The organism is Bacillus sp. AY18-3 (assembly GCF_008042305.1).
Taxonomy (GTDB): Bacteria; Bacillota; Bacilli; order Bacillales; family Bacillaceae_G; genus Bacillus_A; species Bacillus_A wiedmannii.
Genome location: NZ_QKQR01000006.1, coordinates 358,986 through 376,660, shown reverse-complemented (window position 1 = coordinate 376,660; position 17,675 = coordinate 358,986). Strand labels below are relative to the sequence as shown.

Sequence of the window (17,675 nt, the reverse complement as noted above, 5' to 3'; positions counted from 1 at the left end):
GGCAAAAAAAGAAGATAAGTAGCATCCTCTACTTATCTTCTTTCTCCCGCTATTTGCGGGCAGTAAGACCCCATCACTTTATCCGCTCCCTTGCTGAGCAGCTTGTAATTGCGAAAGGAAATATTCTATATTGCTAACGAGCCAATGCGATTGTTGTAAGCTCTTTACTCCGAGCAGTTCATTTTCCTCATTGCGACTCTCTCTTCTTTTCTTATAAGACTGGATTTGCCGAATAAATTGCGATGGATACGTCATATATGCAAACATGAGTAGTTGCTCTTCTTTCGTAAAAGGGAAATTTTTTTGGTACATTTGATACCATTCAAACCGATCACTTCGCGCAATTGGATACGTATTTAAAGACCGAGAATAAAACCCTACTATATCTTGCACCGGTGTGGCAAACTTAGATTTTTCTAAACTAATAAAATAGCCATTCCGTTCATAATCAAATAAGAAATGATTAAGCGATACGTTACCATGTACAAAAGTAATACGTGTTTTTTCTTTTTCTTTCATCGCATCGTTCCACTCAGTTAATTGCTTCATTGCAAACTCACGCGCCCTCATTACATGATGATAGTACGTACAATATTGCAATTCAAACGGAGACATATACCACTTCGCTTCAGATTCTACGAGAAACTCTTCTAACATCTCACCATCATTCTCCCAGCGATCAGATATATTTGTATAATGTTTTTCTAAATCTTCTTCTGTATACGTTTCTTCTTTCACCGTTTTTTGATGTAACGTCCCGAGAGTTTGAAACATTTTATGGTATTGATCATTATCCTCGCCGTTGCCTTCCGCACGTTCTAACCAAGGCATTAAATAATAATTATACGTCCCGTCACTTAAAATATAATTTCCATCCGTCGCATGGTATATAGGTACATAATTTGAAAAACCGTTCTCCTTCAAATATTGAATATGGTGCAAAAAGTTATTCCTCTCTAACTTCCCGTCTTCTATTTTCTTGAGCGCATACGGACCTTGATTCGTGTAAATTTTCGTTACACTTCCGTGCTCTTCCATATGCTGTGTATCCAATCTATATTGCCTTACAATGGGTTCATAGCGATTTCGTAATTCAATATCCATACGAATAACCCTTTCTATTCAAAACATTGCCTTTAGGAAAATAAGTGAGTGAAAACACTCACTTATTTCGCTTTTGCCCTTGAAACAGGAATATAAATAATTTGTCCCGCAGTTAAATATATATCTTCTGTTTGATTGACACGATATAAGTTTTGTACAGACGTTTCATAACGGTCTGCAACAGATTCGATTGTATCCCCTTCTTGCACGAAATACATTCTTAACTTTGTAAATTCTTCTTCCGGTTCTTTCGTAAATATTTTCGTTAAATAAAGTGCATTTTCATCTCGCTGTGAATACGTTTCTTCTTCTTGCTCTTCTTGTTTTTTCGCTTTTTCTTTCTTGAAATCTTTTCTTCCGAACAATTCAAATTGTGGCGTTGATTCTTTCTCCTCTTCACGCTCCACAAATTCATGTTCTTCTATTTCCTCTTCCTCTACTTCCTGCTCTTTTCTTTCCTCTAGTTGAAACGGTTCAAATGCGTAATCTTCCCACTCATCTGATTCCTTATAGACTGGTTCTTCTACGTGCATGGCGGGTCTATTTTCATCTTCTTGTGCGGAATCAGCCTCTAACTCAGCATACGCTGTTTCTTCCTCTTCATCCTCGATTCTTTCTTCATCACATAAACCAGTGATAGATATATCCGCTAATAATTGTAAGCAACCATTTTCCTTTAATTCATAATCAAATTCCTCAATAGATACATATAGTTCTTCAATTACTTTCACACGGTTTCTCGGAATTGATATTTCAAGCGGAAAGGAATGAACAAGTTCATTAACCCCATCTTCCCTTGTTTCTACATAATCAATCGACTTCGCTGGCGATAAATCTCTTAATGAATAAGCCGAATCATCTTGCCGTGCAACATACTCTCCCGTTAAATCTAATTGCCCTCTCACGATAACTTCATGATCAAGCTCTTCTATCTCAACGTCTGGATCTAACGAAATTGACAAAAGTTCTTCGACTTCCTGTCCTTTTTGGAACCAAACAGATTCTTTTAATGAAAAACGTAATGAATGATCTGTTCCCACTTCTTTTCCCCCTCCCAAACTATATGTCATTACAGATTTATGTATGGAAAGCTGACTTTATGAATAAAAAAAATCGCTCCCCTTATGGAGAGCGATTTTCTTTCAACAATTAAGCTTTTAATTTTGACATTGCAATTTCAGCTGCTGCAATCGTCGCTTCAATATCTGCATCACTATGTGCTGTCGATAAGAATAGACCTTCGAATTGAGATGGTGGCAAGAATACACCTTGTTCTACCATTTCACGATAGTAAGCCGCAAAGAATTCTAAGTTTGAAGATTTTGCTGCATCGTAATTAATAACTTGTTCATCTGTAAAGAAGATACCAATCATAGAACCCGCACGGTTAATATGATGCGGAATGCCATGTTTTTCAGCCGCTTTACGTAAGCCAGCTTCTAACATTTCAGCTTTACGCTCAAATTCTACATATGATTCTGGCGTTAACTGTACTAACGTTTCATAACCTGCTGCCATTGCAAGTGGGTTACCTGATAAAGTACCTGCTTGGTAAATCGGTCCGCTCGGTGCAACTTGGCGCATAATTTCTGCTTTACCACCGTATGCTCCTACTGGTAAGCCACCACCGATTACTTTACCTAAACAAGTTAAATCAGGTGTTACACCGTAATAACCTTGTCCGCAATTATAAGCAACTCGGAATCCTGTCATGACTTCATCAAAAATAAGCAATGCACCATTTTGCTCTGTTACTTCACGAAGACCTTCTAAAAATCCTGGTTGCGGAGGAACAACACCCATATTTCCTGCTACTGGTTCTACAATTATACAAGCAATATCATCACCAAATTGTTCGAAAGCGTATTTCACACTTTCTAAATCGTTATACGCTACGGTAATCGTATTTTTCGCTACACCTTCTGGTACACCTGGGCTATCTGGTAAACCTAGCGTCGCCACACCAGAACCCGCTTTAATTAATAACGAATCACCATGACCGTGGTAACAACCGATGAATTTCAAAATTTTATTACGTCCTGTATAACCACGAGCTAAACGTAGCGCACTCATTGTCGCTTCTGTTCCAGAGTTAACCATACGTACAATCTCAATTGATGGCACGCGCTCAATAACAAGTTTCGCTAATTTATTCTCAATTTCCGTTGGGGCACCGAAGCTTGTTCCTCTTTCAGCAACAGATTTTAAAGCTTCAACAACACGATCATTCGCATGACCATGAATTAAAGGACCCCATGATAATACATAATCGATGTATTCATTTCCATCGATATCATATACTTTAGAGCCTTTTCCGCGCTCCATAAACAACGGATTCATACCAACAGACTTAAAAGCACGAACGGGGCTATTTACGCCACCAGGCATTAAATCTTGCGCCTCTTCAAACGCCGTAATAGACTTATCAAACTTTTTCATTATTTAGCGCCTCCTTCTTGTAACCATCTTGCTGCATCTTTTGCATGATACGTAATAATTAAATCTGCTCCTGCACGTTTCATGCTAATTAATTTTTCAAGTACAACTTCTTTTTCATTAATCCAACCATTTTGCGCTGCTGCTTTAATCATCGAATATTCACCACTTACGTTATAAGCAACGACTGGTAAATTAAAGTTATTTTTCACATCACGAACGATATCTAAGTAAGAAAGAGCTGGCTTTACAATTAAGAAATCTGCCCCTTCCATTACATCTGATTCTGCTTCACGGAATGCTTCCATACGGTTCGCTGGATCCATTTGATATGTTTTACGATCACCAAATTGCGGGGCACCGTGCGCCGCATCACGGAATGGTCCGTAAAATGCTGATGAATATTTCACAGCGTACGACATTACTGGTACGTGTCCAAAACCATTTTCATCTAATGCATGGCGAATTGCTGTTACGAATCCGTCCATCATGTTTGATGGCGCAATAATGTCCGCTCCTGCTTTCGCTTGGCTTACAGCTGTTTTCGCAAGAACTGCAAGAGACTCGTCATTTAAAATAATACCGTCTTCAATTACACCGCAATGACCATGGCTTGTGAATTGACATAAACATGTATCTGCAACTACTACTAGCTCAGGGAATTCACCTTTAATTTGCTTAATTGCACGTTGCACAATTCCATGATCACAATATGCTGATGATCCAACTTCATCTTTTTCAGCAGGTAAACCAAATACAATAACAGAACGAATACCTAAATCAACAACCTCTTGCATTTCAGCTTGCAATAAATCTAAAGACATTTGATATACGCCTGGCATAGAAGGCACTTCATTACGAACATTTTCTCCTTCTAATACAAAAATAGGGTAAATAAAATCTTCCGTATGTAAAAACGTTTCACGCACAAGCGCACGCATATTACCGCTTTGTCTTAAGCGACGATGACGATTAAATTGTAAAGAGTTCATAGATTTCTATCCCCATTCTTTTATTTTATAGATTCACAAATGCATTGTAGTAATGCTTCTACAGTGTACTCTTTCGGCATAATAACATGTGGAAAATAAAGGATCGCCTCTTTTTCCGTAATAGGCCCTATACAAGCAATTGTACAGTTTTTTGTCCATTCTCTCCAGTTTGTACCCTCAAGTAAACGAACAAAACTAGTAACAGTTGAAGGGCTTGTAAATGTAATAATGTCTACTTTCCCTACTTCTAACGCTACTATAAGCTCTTGCCTTTTCTCTACATTCTCTTTCGTACCATATACGATTAGCTCATCTAGAGAAACACCAATTTCGCGAAGCGCAACTGGAATTACATCTCTTGCTAAATTCCCTTTCGGAAATAAAATGCACTCGCTTCCACTTAGTCTTTTTACAAACTCTTCTGCAAATACTTCTGCAACAAATGCAGTTGGAACGAAGTCCACTTGATAGCCCCGCTTTTCTAACTCTAACCTTGTTTTCACGCCTACTGCAGCAATTTTAGTCTTTGCGGGTAGCTTCTTTCTCAAACTATCTAGAAAAAAAGCTACCCCATTTTTACTCGTAAAAATAACCCAGTCATACGAATGCAGGTGCCCTGCTATATGTTGAATTTGCCTATGAGACATACCTTCCATACGCAAAAGCGGAATTTCCAATGGAATTCCGCTCTTTTCTTTCACCGCTACACTCATTTGTTTCGCCTGATGCTGGGCACGTGTAATTAATACCGTTTTGCCAGCGAGAGCGTTCATATTTATTGTTGCCCCTTATTTGCAGCAAGAATGAGTTCTTTGGCGCCTTGTTTAATTAAACGGTCCGCAGCCTCTAATCCTACTTCCTCTGGATTAGTTCCTACTACTATCTCTTTCAATAAAATAGAACCGTCCATAGAACCGACAAGAGCTGTTAATTCGATTGCATCATTTTCTGTAAGAGTTGCATATCCAGCGATCGGAACTTGGCAGCCACCTTCAAGTTTATGAAGAAATACTCGTTCTGCCGCCACTGTTCTTTCTGTTACTGCATCATTCATATGCGCTAACAACTGTAGTAAATCCTTATCATCCTCACGGCATTCAATCGCTAATGCACCTTGTCCTACAGCAGGTACACATAACGTCTCATCTAAATGTTCTGTAATAACTTCATTATCCCAGCCCATTCTTTGTAATCCAGCTGTTGCTAAAATGATTGCATCGTAATCTTCTTCTTGTAATTTACGTAAACGTGTATCGATATTTCCTCGAATCCACTTCACTTGTAAATCTGGTCTCGCAGCTAATAATTGTGCACTGCGTCTTAAACTACTCGTACCTAAAATAGCGCCTTCTGCTAACTCTTTAAACGCTGCTCCGCTTTTTGAGATAAAAGCATCACGAGGGTCAACACGCTTCGGTGTACAACCAATCATTAATCCTTCTGGAAGTACGGCCGGCATATCTTTCATACTATGTACAGCCATATCAATTTCTTTCGTAAGTAACGCATGTTCAATCTCTTTAACAAACAAGCCTTTTCCGCCTACTTTTGAAAGAGTAACATCTAAAATAACATCACCTTTTGTGACGATTTCTTTCACTTCAAATTCATATGGTAAACCTAGTGCTTTTAACTGATCAATAAACCAGTTTGTTTGCGTTAATGCTAATTTACTCTTTCGTGACCCTACAATAATTTTGCGCATAATTCTCTCTCCTCATTATAAATACCAAAAGTGGAAATTGGATAAACTGCTTAATAGAAAAATATTGATTAGCATTACGAGAAATGCTCCGATGTTCCACTGCACGATTTTCTTCCCTTGCAACACATCTGCCACTCGTAAATACAGGCCAGCACAATATACAAATAGAACGACAAAAGACCCGATCACTTTCGTATCATACCAATGGAAATTGTCCAATTTCGTATATCCCCATATGCATCCTAATAAAATAGCTAATAAGAAAAATGGAACAGAAAATAAATTTAATCCGTAAGACATCGATTCTAGCTTCGGTAAATTCCCTAACCTTCTTAATCTCGCATTCCATTTTTTCTTTTTTAATAGGCGATATTGCAATAAATACATAATAGAAAAAATGAACGATACAGTGAAAGTTGCATAAGAAATAATAGCCATACCGACATGTACATATACAAGTTCTGAAACTAATTGCTCTGCCAGTACCGGCGACATCTTTCCGAGCGGTGTAAAAATAGAAAAAGCGCTTACGCCAAATGCGACAACATTTGTAAAAAAGACTAGAAAGTCAATTCTCATAAATCGATTAATGACTAACGACATCGTAATCAATAGCCAAACATAAAAATAAATCCCTGATAATAAAGTTAATATAGGGTTCGTTGCTGAATCTGTAGCCCTAAGTAACATAAAGATAGACTGCAGAACCCATACAATCGAAAGTAACCAAAAAGCAAATCGGTTCGCCTTTCGGTTACTTTGGAAATAATCTATAAAATATAAACTAATGCTACAAGCATATAAAATAATTGCAATATGATAAATAATACTGTTATTTAAAAAACTCATCCGATCATCCTTCCAAATTATAAAGATGGAACGGATGGTGTCCACGCTCTTTTATGTTCTACTTCTTCCGCACAACTCTCTACATCTTCCATTTCTAAGTCAAAAATCTTTGCAAATAACGCTAATTTTTCGTCTGCTCCCTCTTCAGCAGCTATTTCTTTCGCTACTAAAATTGGGTCTTTTAATAATTGATTAATAATACTTTTCGTATGCTTACTAATTACTTTTCTCTCACGATCACTAAGATTCGGTATTTTTCGTTCCAAGCTTTCCATCGTTTCACTTTGGATAGCAAGTGCCTTATCACGAAGAGCTGCTATTAACGGAACAACACCAAGTGTACTTAACCACGTTTTAAATAAAACAATTTCCTCTTCAATCATAAATTGAATTTTCTCTGCTTCTTTCAAACGCTCAGCACGATTTGCTTCCACTACTCCTTGCAAATCATCAATGTCATATAAGAAAGAACCTTCTAGTTCATCAATCGCTGGATCAATATCACGTGGCACTGCAATATCCACCATAAATAACGGACGACCAGAGCGCATTTTCTCTACCTTTGTCATCATCTCTTTCGTAATGACATATTCAGATGCACCAGTTGAACTAATTAAAATATCTGCTTCTAATAATGCACATTGCAATTCACTTAAAGGCTTTGCATGTCCCATATATTTCTCAGCCATTACTTCCGCTTTCGTAAACGTCCTATTCATGACGGTTACTTTTCGAGCACCGCTTCCATATAAGTTTTGCAGTGCCAGCTCACCCATCTTACCAGCACCAAGAATAAGCACATGACAATCTGTTAACTCACCAAATATTTTCTTTCCGAGCTCAACAGCAGCATAGCTAACAGACATCGCACTTTCACCAATCGTCGTTTCTGAGTGCGCACGTTTCGCTAACGTAACCACCTGCTTAAACAACTCATTAAAAATTGTGCCTGTCGCTTTTACTTGTTGCGCTTCTAAAAAGCTATCTTTTATTTGGCCTAAAATCTGTGTTTCTCCAACTACCATAGAATCTAAACCGCACGTCACGCGGAATAAATGATCTATTGCACCGTCTTGTTCAAAAATAGTTAAATATGGTGCGACTTCTTCTATTTCAAGCTGAAACCAATCAGCTAAAAACTTCTTAATATAATACCGTCCCGTGTGTAATTGATCGACAACAGCGTAAATCTCAGTGCGATTACAAGTTGATACAATGACATTCTCTAACACGCTCTTTTGATTTTGTAATGTAGTCATTGCTTGCTCTAGCTCTGCTGCCTGAAATGTGAGTTTCTCACGAAATTCTACAGGGGCTGTTCGATAATTTACACTAACAACAAGAATATGCACGCAGCATGTCCCCCTTCACCCGTTTTATCACTTTATCTACTATCATAATACAACTTTCCTCTTATGAATCTGACAATCGTGTGAACAACCGATTATTTTTTATTTATTCTCCGTATGTAATAAAGGAGATTCAGTAAAACTAATAAAGACTTTCTACTTTATAATGATTATAAATTAATAACTCTATTTGTACGTTACCAAAAAAAGTCCTCATAATCAAGTGATGGAAACTATTCCATATGAATTATAACATCATCTTTCCTATCTTCTTTCATCATGAAGAAAAATATGTATGATTGTTCCAAATTGTAGCACAAACTTTCTCAATACAATGTATTTGACATTGTATTTCTTTTTCGTTATATTGATTTTATAAAATTAAATTGTGCGCAACTTAATTAGAAAGGAGTTATGTATGACAGAGAATTCTTTACATCTAGATAACCAACTTTGTTTTTCTATTTACGCCTGTTCTAAAGAAGTTACCCGCTTTTATCGACCATATTTAGAAGATATGGGTATTACGTATCCCCAGTACATTACTTTACTCGTACTATGGGAGCAAGATGGACTAACAGTAAAAGAAATTGGAGAACGTCTATTTTTAGATTCCGGTACGTTAACACCTATGTTAAAACGAATGGAATCATTAAAACTTGTAAAACGCGTTCGTTCCAAAGAAGATGAGCGCAAAGTTTGTATTAAATTAACAGAACAAGGTAAAGACTTAAAAGAAAAGGCTTGTTCATTGCCGAAAACAATGGCAACAAATTTAGGAATTACAGAACAAGAATATCGTTCTTTATTAATTCAATTAAATAAACTAATTGAAACAATGAAAACAATTAATGATAGAAAAGGGGAATAAACATGGATAAATTATATACTGCTTCAGTAACTGCTACAGGTGGAAGAAATGGAAAAGTAATTTCAGATGATGGCATATTAAATCTTGATGTAAAAATGCCGAAAGCACTAGGTGGTGCAGGCGGAGAGGCAACGAATCCAGAACAACTATTTGCTGCTGGTTATGCCGCTTGTTTTGATAGTGCATTACAACTTGTCATTCGTACAAAACGTGTGAAAGTAGAAAGTACAGAAGTAACTGCTCACGTTTCTATCGGAAAAGATACAGATGGTGGTTTCGGCCTATCTGCTGTACTTGATGTACATGTTGCTGGCGTCTCTCATGACGAAGCACAAGAACTTGTAGAAGCCGCTCACGGTGTATGTCCTTATTCGAAAGCAACAAGAGGTAATATTGAGGTTACATTAAACGTACGATAAAAAAATTTAGTAAATAAAAAAAACGCGCGACATTCGTCACGCGTTTTTTGTTTTTGTCATTCTATGAATTGCCTTCCACGCTTCTTCTTTTCCAAGTCCTGTTTCAGAAGAGAATAGAACGATTTCATCGCCAATTTCAACAGCAAGCGTTTCTTTTACAACTTTTAAATGCTTTTGCCATTTCCCTTTCGGAATTTTATCAGCTTTCGTCGCAATAATAATTGTTGGGATTTCATAATGCTTTAAGAAATCATACATCATCACGTCATCATTTGTTGGTTGGTGACGTAAATCAACTACTAATACAGCTGCGTCTAATTGCTCACGTGTTGTAAAGTAAGTCTCAATCATTTTGCCCCATGCTGCGCGCTCTGTTTTAGATACTTTCGCATATCCATAACCTGGAACGTCAACAAAATGCATCATCTCATTGATCAAGAAAAAGTTCAACGTTTGCGTTTTCCCTGGTTTAGAAGAAATACGTACTAACTTTTTACGATTTAAAATTTTATTAATAAAGGAAGACTTCCCGACATTTGAACGACCTGCTAATGCAATTTCTGGTAAATCACTGTCTGGATATTGTTCTGGTTTAACAGCACTAATTACAATATCTGCTTTTGTTACTTTCATTGTTTCACTCCTACTAATGCGTGCTCCAATACTTCATCTAAATGAGATGCAAGCACAAACGTAAGGTTTTCTTTTACGCTTTCTGGAATATCATCTAAATCTTTCTCGTTTTCTGCTGGCAAAATAATTTTTGTTAAGCCTGCGCGGTGAGCACTTAATGTTTTTTCTTTTAAACCACCAATTGGTAATACACGACCACGAAGTGTAATTTCACCTGTCATCCCCACTTCTTTACTTACAGGAATACCTGTTAGTGCAGAAATAAGTGCCGTTGCCATCGTAATACCTGCTGACGGTCCATCTTTTGGAACTGCTCCTTCTGGAACATGAATATGAATATCATTTTTCTCATGGAAATTCGGATCAATCTGAAGCTCTTCTGCACGAGAACGAATATAGCTAAACGCCGCTTGTGCGGATTCTTTCATAACATCCCCAAGTTTCCCTGTTAAAATTAATTTCCCTTTACCTGGCGCTACAGACACTTCAATCGCAAGTGTATCACCGCCTGCTGCTGTATACGCTAACCCTGTTGCCATACCAACTTGGTCTGTTTTTTCAGCTTGCCCATAACGGAATATGTGCTTACCAAGTAAATCAACAATGTTTTTCTCTGTTACTACAATACGCTTACGTTCTGCTGTAACGATAATTTTTGCTGCTTTACGACAAACTTTTGCAATTTGACGCTCTAGCGTACGAACACCGGCCTCACGTGTATAATAACGAATAATTTCAAGAAGCGCTTCATCACGTACTTGTAAATTACCTTTTCGTAAGCCATGCTCTTTTAATTGTTTCGGCAATAAATGTTCACGGGCAATGTGAACTTTTTCAAGTTCTGTATAGCCAGCAATTGAAATAATTTCCATACGGTCAAGCAACGGACCTGGAACACTTGAAAGTGTATTCGCAGTTGCTACAAACATAACTTTCGATAGATCATACGGTTCTTCAATGTAATGATCACTGAAGTTATGGTTTTGTTCTGGGTCTAACACTTCAAGTAATGCCGCTGATGGATCTCCACGGAAGTCGTTAGACATTTTATCAATCTCATCTAATAAAAAGACTGGATTAACTGTTTTCGCCTTTTTCATACCTTGAATAATGCGTCCTGGCATCGCTCCAACATACGTACGACGGTGACCACGGATTTCAGATTCATCACGTACACCACCAAGGGATACACGGACAAAATTACGATTTAATGATGTTGCAATCGAACGCGCTAACGATGTTTTCCCGACCCCAGGAGGTCCTACTAAGCAAAGGATAGGTCCTTTTAATGAATTCGTTAACTTCTGCACAGCTAAATATTCAAGTACGCGCTCTTTTACTTTCTCAAGCCCGTAATGATCTTTGTTCAAAATCTCTTCAGAATGAGCAAGATCAATCATATCTTCTGTCGCTTCTGTCCACGGAAGTGCTAATAACCAATCCATATAATTACGAATAACACCGCTCTCCGCAGAACTTGCTGGTAACTTTTCATAACGGTCTAATTCTTTCAGTGCAGCCTTCATTGTTTCTTCAGGCATTCCTGATTGTTCAATTTTCTCACGAAGTTCTTCAACTTCCCCGCCCTTACCTTCTTTATCACCAAGTTCAGTTTGAATCGCCTTCATTTGCTCACGTAAGAAATATTCTTTTTGCGTGCGCTCCATTGAACGTTTCACTTTTTGTCCAATTTTCTTTTCTAAACTAAGTAACTCTTGTTCATCTTGAATAATTGAAATAAGTGTATGTAATCGTTCCTTCACAGATACAATCTCTAAGATTTCTTGTTTCTGCTTCGTTTTAATCGGCAAGTGAGAAGCAATTAAATCAGCTAATCTTCCTGGCTCTTCCACATCAGCTACCGTTGCAAATGTTTCATTTGAAACTTTTTTCGAAACTTTAATATATTGTTCGAAATGCTCCAGTAATGTACGCATAAGAGCTTTCTCTTCTAGATCATCTTCCACTTCTTCAGTTACCGTTTTGATAGAAACCTGCACTACATTCTCTTCTTCGATAAACTCTACTACTTCAGCTCTATGTAAACCCTCTACAAGGACACGAAGCGTACCGTTCGGCAATTTTAACATTTGCTTCACTTTCGCCACTGTACCTACACTATATATGTCATCTTCTTTCGGATCATCGATATTCATTTCTTTTTGCATCGCTAAAAAGATGATATTTTCATCCATTGCCGCCTGCTCTAGTGCTTGTATCGATTTATCACGTCCTACATCAAGATGCAGAACCATCGTTGGATATACGAGAACGCCTCTTAATGGTAGGAGGGGTACGATTCTTTCATTCGTATTCATACTAGACATAGCACCTCCATAATAAATTAAACTCCTGTTCAACTATTTTATATTACAATACATCTAGATGCAATTGCAGAGATTTTTCGCAATTGTAAATCCCTCGTTTTTTCTACCTTTTAAAAAGGAAAAAAGACTCCGCTTAAGCATACAAACTTAAACGAAGTCTGGCAAATTTTATTATCGTTCATTCTCACATTGATTGTGCATCTGTTTCGTCTACAGTAGTATGTATATCAAGGTCTCGATGCATATTTTCCTGCATAAATGTTAGCTCAAATACTTCTTTTAACTTACGAACAGGAATGATTTCAATTCCTTTTATTGTATACAAAAACGGTTGCATGTTTTCAGCAGGAATTATGACTTTCTTAGCACCTGCTTTTTTCGCAGCTTTTATTTTTGCGTACACACCACCAATAGGTTTCACTTCCCCGTGTATACTTATCTCACCGGTCATCGCTACTTCATTACTCACATACGTACGATGCACTGCTGAATATACACCTGTTGCCATAGCAATACCTGCCGAAGGCCCATCAATTGGGATACCACCTGGAAAATTAATATGTATATCGTACCCTTCTGGCAACACATCTAGAGAACGAAGTACTGTTAATACATTATCTACAGAACCTTTCGCCATACTTTTACGGCGAATGGATTTCGTTTGACTACCAATACTTTCCTCTTCCACAATCCCGGTAACATTTACCGACCCTTTATCTTTCGCCTTGATTGCTGTTACTTCAATTTCTAATAACGCGCCTGTATTTGGTCCGTATACAGCAAGTCCATTTACAAGACCGATTCTCGGAATAGGATAAATACGTTTTTCATATTTCGGTGTAAGTTGACTAGAGTGAACAACCCACTCTATATCTTCATCTTTAATGAAAGAACGTTCTTCATTTATTGCCATACCAGCAGAAATTTGTACAAGGTTAATTGCTTCTCGTCCATTTCTTGCATACATCCCGATCATTTCAACACCATTTTTACCTATTTGCATTTCCACTTTATCAGCTGCATTCTTCGCTACTTTTTGAATCTCTTCTGTATCTAACTCACGGAAAAACACTTCTAAACAGCGTGACCGAATAGCAGGAGGAATCTCCTCTGGCGAACGTGTCGTCGCCCCAACTAAGCGAAAATCGGCTGGCAAACCTTTTTGAAAAATATCATGTATATACGTTGGAATCATCGAATTTTCTTCACTATAGTACGCACTTTCCAAAAATACTTTCCGATCTTCTAACACCTTTAACATTTTGTTCATTTGAATTGGATGTAATTCACCAATCTCATCAATGAACAAAATACCACCATGCGCATCTGTTACAGCCCCTTTTTTCGGCTGTGGGATACCCGCTTGCCCCATTGCACCTGCCCCTTGATAAATCGGATCATGGACTGAACCAATTAATGGGTCTGCAATACCACGTTCATCAAATCTTGCTGTCGTCGCATCAAGTTCGATAAATGTTGCATTCGTACGAAATGGAGATTTCGGATTGCGTTTCGCTTCTTCCAATACAAGGCGTGCTGCCGCTGTCTTCCCGACACCTGGCGGACCATATATAATTACATGTTGCGGATTCGGACCACAAAGAGCCGCTTTCAACGACTTAATCCCGTCCTCTTGCCCTACAATATCTAAAAAGGATGTAGGACGTACCTTCTCCGCAAGCGGCTCTGTTAAAGAAATCTCACGCATTTTACGAAGCTGTTCTAATTCTTTTTTCGATTCTCGATCAATTGAAACTTTTTGTGTTCGCTGATTTCGAAGTAAATGCCAAAAATACAATCCGACAATTACACCAAAAACAAGTTGAACAAGTAAAAATATATTTGTCCAGCTCATAATTTATTTCCTCCCGCAATGTTTTATCATTTAGTATTTCCGCGGAGGAACATAGCTAAACATAAAGAAAAACAGCAATTATAAAAATTGCTGTTTCTTCTTCGCACTATGCAGATGTTTTTGTATCAAGTACAGTACCGTCTTGTAACACCAATTTCGGCGGTTCATTATCAGCTACTGTTTCTTTCGTCAGAATACACTTCTCGATATCTTTGCGAGATGGAAGTTCGAACATTACATCAAGCATTAAGCCTTCAATAATAGAACGAAGTCCACGAGCACCTGTTTTACGTTCAATTGCTTTTTTCGCAATCTCAACTAGTGCACCTTCTTCAAACTCTAACTCAACATCGTCAAGCTCCAATAATTTTTGGAATTGCTTAACAAGTGCATTTTTCGGTTTCGTTAAAATATCTACAAGAGCATCTTCATCAAGCGGCTCTAGGTTCGCAATAACTGGAAGACGACCGATAAACTCCGGAATTAAACCGAATCTTAAAAGATCCTCTGGTAAAACGTGAGATAAAACATGCTTCTCATTTACATCAGCATTTTTCTTCTCAGCACCAAATCCAATTACTTTCTCACCAAGGCGACGTTTAATAATTGGCTCAATGCCATCAAACGCTCCACCACAAATGAATAGGATGTTCGTTGTATCAATTTGAATGAACTCTTGATGCGGATGCTTACGACCACCTTGAGGTGGAACGCTCGCTACAGTACCTTCTAAAATTTTCAGAAGTGCCTGCTGTACACCTTCACCAGATACATCACGTGTAATTGATGGATTTTCGGACTTACGTGCCACTTTATCAATCTCATCAATATAAATGATTCCTTTTTCCGCTTTCTCTACATCATAATCAGCTGCTTGGATTAATTTTAGTAAGATGTTTTCTACATCTTCCCCTACATATCCAGCTTCTGTTAAAGATGTTGCGTCCGCGATTGCAAATGGAACATTTAAAATACGCGCTAATGTTTGTGCCAATAATGTTTTACCACTACCAGTTGGCCCAATAAGTGAAATATTACTCTTCGCTAATTCTACATCATCAATTTTACTGTTAGAATTAATGCGTTTGTAATGGTTATATACCGCTACCGCTAGTGCTTTTTTCGCGTTATCTTGTCCGATGACATACTCATCTAAGATTTCACGAATTTCTACCGGTTTCGGTACATCTTTGAATTCTACTTCTTCGTCCTTCGCAAGCTCCTCTTGTACAATTTCAGTACAAAGTTCGATACACTCGTCACAAATGTAAACACCTGGACCTGCAACTAACTTTCGAACTTGCGTTTGTGTTTTACCACAGAAAGAACATTTTAATTGACCTTTTTCATCATTAAATTTAAACATATTTTCACACCCCTTACAAAGTGCTAACCTCTTGCCTTCGTATGTACACGATAAATGTATCGTATGTAAATACATATTATGTCACTACGTGGCGAGAAATACAAATAATATGACTAGTTATGTACAAATAAAAAAATTTTAAAACTTTTGAAATATGTATATTCGACTTGTAAAGGAAGTTTTCCTTCTTCATCGAAAAGTTTTATAAATATATTTCTATATTTATAAAACAAGGCACGATTAAAATCGCGCCTTGTTATTTTATTATGCAGCGTTGTCTACTAAGAAGTCTACAGCTTTACGCACTTTAAGGTCTTCAGATAAAGCGTCTACGCTTCCAAGAGCTTGCTTGATAGCGTCTACTGGCATACCGTACATTTCAGCCATTTTTTCAACTTCTGCAGTTACTTCTTCTTCAGTAACTTCGATGTTTTCAGCTTCAATGATAGCTTCAAGAACAAGATTGATTCTTACGCGTTTTTGAGCGTCTTCTTTCATTTGCTCTTTTAACTTGTCAGCGTCAGTACCTGTGAATTGGTAGTAAAGCTCAAGGTTCATACCTTGTTGGCTTAAACGTTGCTCGAATTCACGAACCATACGATCTAACTCAGTGTCGATCATAGCTTCTGGAATCTCGATTTCAGCGTTAGCAGCAGCTAATTCTACTACTTCGTCACGTACTTTGTGCTCAGCTTCGTGCTTTTTGCCTTCTTCTAAGTTTGTACGAAGTTTTGTTTTTAATTCATCAAGAGTTGCAACTTCTTCGTCAGCTTCTTTAGCGAACTCGTCGTTTAACTCAGGAAGTTCTTTTGTTTTGATTTCGTGAATTGTTACTTTGAATGTAGCTGGTTTACCAGCTAATTCAGCAGCGTGGTACTCTTCTGGGAATGATACTTCAACTTCTTTAGAATCACCAGATTTAAGACCAATTACTTGCTCTTCGAAACCAGGGATGAAAGTACCAGAACCGATTGCAAGAGAATAGTTTTCGCCTTTTCCGCCTTCAAATGCTTCGCCATCAACGAAACCTTCGAAGTCGATTACAGCTGTATCACCGTTTTCAACAGTTCCTTCTTCTTTAACAACTAGTTCAGCTTGACGCTCTTGTAAAGATTTTAATTCGTTCTCTACATCTTCGTCAGTTACAGTTGTTTCAACTTTTTCTACTGCTAAACCTTTGTACTCGCCTAATTTAACTTCAGGCTTCACTGTAACTTTTGCAGTGAAGATAAGGTTAGCATTTTTTTCGAACTTCTCGATGTTGATTTCAGGATGATCAACTGGGAAGATACCAGCTTCATCGATCGCTTCACCGTATGCTTTTGGTAAGATGATATCTAAAGCATCTTGGTATAAAGATTCGATACCAAAGCGTTGTTCGAATAACGGACGAGGCATTTTCCCTTTACGGAAACCTGGTACGTTAATTGTTTGTACTACTTTTTTGAACGCAGCGTCGATAGAGTTGTTTACTTCTTTAGCATCAACTTCGATTGTTAAAACGCCTACGTTACCTTCTAATTTTTCCCATTTTGCAGCCATTTATTCTTTCCCTCCAACTATAATAATGTATGCACATACCTCTATAGATTAAAATCTTCATTATCTCTTTTTTGAAATAACAAAAGTACAAATAATCCTCTAGCAAAAGCTTTCAGATATAATGTTCCAATCTACTAATTGTCTAAAAGACAACTACGGTATATTTTGTTCGAGAATAATATGAAACATATTAAGTAAGAGATTTACACTTCTCTTCTCTTACAAAC

Annotated in this window: 15 protein-coding genes; 2 read left to right on the top strand and 13 right to left on the bottom strand. The window is 37.6% G+C overall.

The features are described 5' to 3' along the window. Nucleotides 1-78 precede the first annotated feature (78 nt). From ysxE to hemA, 8 genes are all read right to left on the bottom strand, one after another. Nucleotides 79-1,104 (bottom strand): spore coat protein YsxE, encoded by a 1,026-nt coding sequence (gene ysxE, locus DM800_RS07270; RefSeq protein WP_088064510.1) that lies wholly within the window; start codon nucleotides 1,102-1,104, stop codon nucleotides 79-81. Nucleotides 1,105-1,166: 62 nt separating this feature from the next. Then, on the bottom strand, nucleotides 1,167-2,144 hold the full coding sequence (spoVID, locus tag DM800_RS07265; RefSeq protein ID WP_147786647.1) for a stage VI sporulation protein D: 978 nt from the start codon (nucleotides 2,142-2,144) through the stop codon (nucleotides 1,167-1,169). Between the two features lie 109 nt (nucleotides 2,145-2,253). Beyond that, on the bottom strand, nucleotides 2,254-3,543 hold the full coding sequence (hemL, locus tag DM800_RS07260; RefSeq protein WP_147786646.1) for a glutamate-1-semialdehyde 2,1-aminomutase: 1,290 nt from the start codon (nucleotides 3,541-3,543) through the stop codon (nucleotides 2,254-2,256). Continuing rightward, entirely contained in the window at nucleotides 3,543-4,532 is a 990-nt protein-coding gene (gene hemB / locus DM800_RS07255) for a porphobilinogen synthase (RefSeq protein ID WP_001087076.1), read from the bottom strand. The genes hemL and hemB overlap by 1 nt, the downstream gene beginning before the upstream one ends. A 20-nt stretch (nucleotides 4,533-4,552) precedes the next feature. Continuing rightward, complete coding sequence (gene hemD, locus DM800_RS07250) at nucleotides 4,553-5,305, bottom strand: uroporphyrinogen-III synthase (protein ID WP_147786645.1); 753 nt, start codon at nucleotides 5,303-5,305, stop codon at nucleotides 4,553-4,555. Nucleotides 5,306-5,307: 2 nt separating this feature from the next. After that, nucleotides 5,308-6,237 (bottom strand): hydroxymethylbilane synthase, encoded by a 930-nt coding sequence (hemC, locus tag DM800_RS07245; RefSeq protein WP_088609691.1) that lies wholly within the window; start codon nucleotides 6,235-6,237, stop codon nucleotides 5,308-5,310. A gap of 15 nt (nucleotides 6,238-6,252) precedes the next feature. Further along, nucleotides 6,253-7,086 carry a cytochrome c biogenesis protein gene (locus DM800_RS07240; RefSeq protein ID WP_147786644.1) on the bottom strand — a complete coding sequence of 278 codons (834 nt, stop codon included), beginning with the start codon at nucleotides 7,084-7,086 and terminating at the stop codon, nucleotides 6,253-6,255. A 17-nt stretch (nucleotides 7,087-7,103) separates the two neighbouring features. Next, entirely contained in the window at nucleotides 7,104-8,438 is a 1,335-nt protein-coding gene (gene hemA / locus DM800_RS07235) for a glutamyl-tRNA reductase (protein ID WP_000547847.1), read from the bottom strand. Between the two features lie 415 nt (nucleotides 8,439-8,853). Here hemA and DM800_RS07230 point away from each other — a divergent pair, with 415 nt between their 5' ends. Beyond that, on the top strand, nucleotides 8,854-9,306 hold the full coding sequence (locus tag DM800_RS07230; protein WP_098135087.1) for a MarR family winged helix-turn-helix transcriptional regulator: 453 nt from the start codon (nucleotides 8,854-8,856) through the stop codon (nucleotides 9,304-9,306). 2 nt (nucleotides 9,307-9,308) lie between these two features. After that, the gene (locus DM800_RS07225) at nucleotides 9,309-9,725 is read left to right on the top strand and encodes an organic hydroperoxide resistance protein (protein ID WP_048541345.1); all 417 of its coding nucleotides are present in this window, start codon (nucleotides 9,309-9,311) and stop codon (nucleotides 9,723-9,725) included. Nucleotides 9,726-9,761: 36 nt separating this feature from the next. Here the strand turns inward: DM800_RS07225 and ysxC are convergent, their stop codons facing one another. The 5 genes from ysxC to tig all read right to left on the bottom strand — a co-directional run bounded on the left by ysxC (nucleotide 9,762) and on the right by tig (nucleotide 17,448). Further along, a complete protein-coding gene (gene ysxC, locus DM800_RS07220) occupies nucleotides 9,762-10,358 on the bottom strand; it encodes a ribosome biogenesis GTP-binding protein YsxC (RefSeq protein WP_000869124.1) in 597 nt (198 codons plus the stop codon). Beyond that, nucleotides 10,355-12,685 (bottom strand): endopeptidase La, encoded by a 2,331-nt coding sequence (gene lon, locus DM800_RS07215; protein WP_000097312.1) that lies wholly within the window; start codon nucleotides 12,683-12,685, stop codon nucleotides 10,355-10,357. The genes ysxC and lon overlap by 4 nt, the downstream gene beginning before the upstream one ends. A gap of 184 nt (nucleotides 12,686-12,869) precedes the next feature. After that, the gene (gene lonB / locus DM800_RS07210; RefSeq protein WP_000119166.1) at nucleotides 12,870-14,540 is read right to left on the bottom strand and encodes an ATP-dependent protease LonB; all 1,671 of its coding nucleotides are present in this window, start codon (nucleotides 14,538-14,540) and stop codon (nucleotides 12,870-12,872) included. Between the two features lie 106 nt (nucleotides 14,541-14,646). Further along, nucleotides 14,647-15,906 (bottom strand): ATP-dependent protease ATP-binding subunit ClpX, encoded by a 1,260-nt coding sequence (gene clpX, locus DM800_RS07205; RefSeq protein ID WP_000472285.1) that lies wholly within the window; start codon nucleotides 15,904-15,906, stop codon nucleotides 14,647-14,649. Between the two features lie 264 nt (nucleotides 15,907-16,170). Then, on the bottom strand, nucleotides 16,171-17,448 hold the full coding sequence (gene tig, locus DM800_RS07200) for a trigger factor (protein WP_000729261.1): 1,278 nt from the start codon (nucleotides 17,446-17,448) through the stop codon (nucleotides 16,171-16,173). Nucleotides 17,449-17,675 lie beyond the last annotated feature (227 nt).

What these genes read in the sequence shown, in the direction of transcription:
- lon (WP_000097312.1), bottom strand. Translation starts at nt 12,685, where the DNA reads ATGTCTAGTATGAATACGAATGAAAGAATCGTACCCCTCCTACCATTA.
- lonB (WP_000119166.1), bottom strand. Translation starts at nt 14,540, where the DNA reads ATGAGCTGGACAAATATATTTTTACTTGTTCAACTTGTTTTTGGTGTA.
- hemB (WP_001087076.1), bottom strand. Translation starts at nt 4,532, where the DNA reads ATGAACTCTTTACAATTTAATCGTCATCGTCGCTTAAGACAAAGCGGT.
- clpX (WP_000472285.1), bottom strand. Translation starts at nt 15,906, where the DNA reads ATGTTTAAATTTAATGATGAAAAAGGTCAATTAAAATGTTCTTTCTGT.
- DM800_RS07240 (WP_147786644.1), bottom strand. Translation starts at nt 7,086, where the DNA reads ATGAGTTTTTTAAATAACAGTATTATTTATCATATTGCAATTATTTTA.
- hemC (WP_088609691.1), bottom strand. Translation starts at nt 6,237, where the DNA reads ATGCGCAAAATTATTGTAGGGTCACGAAAGAGTAAATTAGCATTAACG.
- hemD (WP_147786645.1), bottom strand. Translation starts at nt 5,305, where the DNA reads ATGAACGCTCTCGCTGGCAAAACGGTATTAATTACACGTGCCCAGCAT.
- tig (WP_000729261.1), bottom strand. Translation starts at nt 17,448, where the DNA reads ATGGCTGCAAAATGGGAAAAATTAGAAGGTAACGTAGGCGTTTTAACA.
- DM800_RS07230 (WP_098135087.1), top strand. Translation starts at nt 8,854, where the DNA reads ATGACAGAGAATTCTTTACATCTAGATAACCAACTTTGTTTTTCTATT.
- ysxE (WP_088064510.1), bottom strand. Translation starts at nt 1,104, where the DNA reads ATGGATATTGAATTACGAAATCGCTATGAACCCATTGTAAGGCAATAT.
- DM800_RS07225 (WP_048541345.1), top strand. Translation starts at nt 9,309, where the DNA reads ATGGATAAATTATATACTGCTTCAGTAACTGCTACAGGTGGAAGAAAT.
- hemL (WP_147786646.1), bottom strand. Translation starts at nt 3,543, where the DNA reads ATGAAAAAGTTTGATAAGTCTATTACGGCGTTTGAAGAGGCGCAAGAT.
- ysxC (WP_000869124.1), bottom strand. Translation starts at nt 10,358, where the DNA reads ATGAAAGTAACAAAAGCAGATATTGTAATTAGTGCTGTTAAACCAGAA.